Raw genomic sequence first — 2,107 nt, forward strand, 5'->3', positions numbered from 1 at the left:
GGCACGGCTCCGCACCGGCGCGACGGGCACGGCCGGGCCGGTGCGGTGGCACGTGCTGCTCGCCGACGCGCGGGCCCCCGAGGAGAACGACGCCTCCGCCCAGGTGCTGGTCACCGTCGAGAGCGAGGCCGGTCCGGTCACGACGCTGATCACCGGCGACATGGAGGAGGACGCCTCCGCGGCATGGGTCGCGGGGCACCGGTCCGATGCCGCCGCTCCGCCGCGCGTGGACGTGCTCAAGGTCGCCCACCACGGGGCCCGCAACGGTGGGACGGCCGTGCCGCGCGCGGTCGGCGCCCGCCTGCACATGGTCTCCGTGGGCGCCGACAACCCGTACGGACACCCCCACCGGGCCACGGTGGACGCGCTCGGCCGCCTCGGGCCGGTGGCCCGCACCGACCTGCACGGCACGCTGGCCCTCACGGCCGCGGACGGCCCCGACCCCGACGGCGCGCCCGAGATCACGGCTCACACCGTCCGCCCGCCCTCGAGCGTCCGCACCGGACCCTAGGATGGGACGCATGTCCGCCGCCCGCAGCCCCCGTTCCGGCCGAGCCGGCCGCACCGACCCGCTGGCCTGGCGGCGAGCCGAGCCCGCCCCGCTCATGCTCCTCAAGGGACCCGAGGACCATGCCGCCCGCTGGGTGACGGACCGCGTGACCCAGGCTCTGCGCGAGCGCCACGGCCAGCTGGAGATCCACCGGCTCCGCGCGGGGGAGTACCAGCCCGGCCAGCTGGCCACCGCGGCCAGCCCGTCCCTCTTCGCCGAGCCCACCCTCATCACGGTCGAGGGCCTCGAGGCCATGAACGACGCGTTCCTCGAGGACGCCCTGCGCCTCGTCCAGCAGGGCCCCGGCGCGGACGACGTCACGCTCGTGCTGCGCCACACCGGCGGCAACCGCGGCAAGAAGCTGCTGGACGCCGTCGCCCAGGCCGGCACGGTGGTCGAGTGCGTGCCGCTGAAGAAGGACGAGGAGCGGCTGGCCTTCGTGCAGGCCGAGTTCCGCGACCGGCGTCGGCGCATCGACGAGGAGGCGGCCCGCGCGCTCATCCGCGCCACCGGCGCCTCGCTCACGGAGCTCGCGGCCGCGTGCGCCCAGCTCGTCGACGACACCGAGGGCGTCGTCAGCGTCGAGACCGTGGACACGTACTACAGCGGCCGCGTGGAGGCCACGAGCTTCGCGGTGGCCGACGCGGCGCTCGAGGGGCAGGCGGCGAGGGCCGTCTCCCTCGTGCGGCACGCGATGGCCACCGGCGTCCACCCGGTGATGATCACCGCGGCACTCGCGCTCAAGGCGCGGCAGGTGGCGCGGATGATCGACGCCCGCCGGCCCGCCGCCGAGCTGCCGTCCCTGCTCGGGGTGGCCCCGTTCCAGGTGCGCTACATCCAGCAGGCGGCGCGGCACTGGACGGCGGCCGGCATCGCGCAGGCCGTGGAGTGGATCGCCCAGGCCGATGCCGAGGCCAAGGGCGCCTCCCGCAACCCGGAGTTCGCCGTCGAGCGCGCGGTCATCCGCGTGGCCACCGCCGTCAGCCGCTGACGGCGCCGCCGGACGGCATCCCTCGGGGGCAGCCCGGACACGACGCGGCCCCCGCACCGATCGCTCGGGGCGGGGGCCGCGGTCACAGCCGGGGGGCGTGGATCAGCCGAGGAGGGCCTTCACGCGGGCGGCGATGCCGGACTTGCGGTTCGCGGCCTGGTTCTTGTGGATGACGCCCTTCGAGGCGGCCTTGTCCAGCTTGCGGGAGGCGGTGCGCAGCGCGGCGGCGGCGGCCTCGGGCTCGCCGGCGGCGACGGCCTTGTCCACGGCGCGGATGGCGGTCTTCAGCTCGGACTTCACCGCGACGTTGCGCTGGCGCGCCTTCTCGTTGGTGAGGATGCGCTTCTTCTGGGACTTGATGTTAGCCAAATCGGGTCCTTCGTCGTCGGCGGCGCGGACGAGGGTCCGGGCGCCGCATGAACAGGGGGTCGTGGAGGGTGCCCGGATCCGTGGACTGAGCGGCGTGGGGAACACCGATGATGACCCGTTCCGGGGGTGCCCGTCGACCGGCGGACACAATGCGGACGATCCTACCACCCAGACCCTGCGATCCGCGCGGCCGACTC

3 protein-coding genes are annotated in these 2,107 nt (G+C 75.3%); 2 read left to right on the forward strand and 1 reads right to left on the reverse strand.

Annotation, left to right across the window (positions count from 1 at the left end; all coding sequences use genetic code 11):
• Both HMPREF3105_RS11930 and holA read left to right on the forward strand, forming a co-directional pair.
• A partial coding sequence (locus tag HMPREF3105_RS11930) for a ComEC/Rec2 family competence protein (RefSeq protein WP_371441117.1) occupies nt 1–511 on the forward strand: 511 nt, incomplete at its 5' end.
• A gap of 10 nt (nt 512–521) precedes the next feature.
• Complete coding sequence (gene holA / locus HMPREF3105_RS11935) at nt 522–1,541, forward strand: DNA polymerase III subunit delta (RefSeq protein ID WP_070709812.1); 1,020 nt, start codon at nt 522–524, stop codon at nt 1,539–1,541.
• Between the two features lie 102 nt (nt 1,542–1,643).
• Here the strand turns inward: holA and rpsT are convergent, their stop codons facing one another.
• A complete protein-coding gene (gene rpsT / locus HMPREF3105_RS11940; RefSeq protein ID WP_036336578.1) occupies nt 1,644–1,910 on the reverse strand; it encodes a 30S ribosomal protein S20 in 267 nt (88 codons plus the stop codon).
• Nucleotides 1,911–2,107: the final 197 nt, after the last annotated feature.

The sequence above is a fragment of the Micrococcus sp. HMSC31B01 genome, assembly GCF_001816085.1.
Taxonomy (GTDB): Bacteria; Actinomycetota; Actinomycetes; order Actinomycetales; family Micrococcaceae; genus Micrococcus; species Micrococcus luteus.

Bases quoted from the DNA above. Each gene is read 5' to 3' on its own strand.
- holA (WP_070709812.1), top strand. From the start codon at position 522: ATGTCCGCCGCCCGCAGCCCCCGTTCCGGCCGAGCCGGCCGCACCGAC.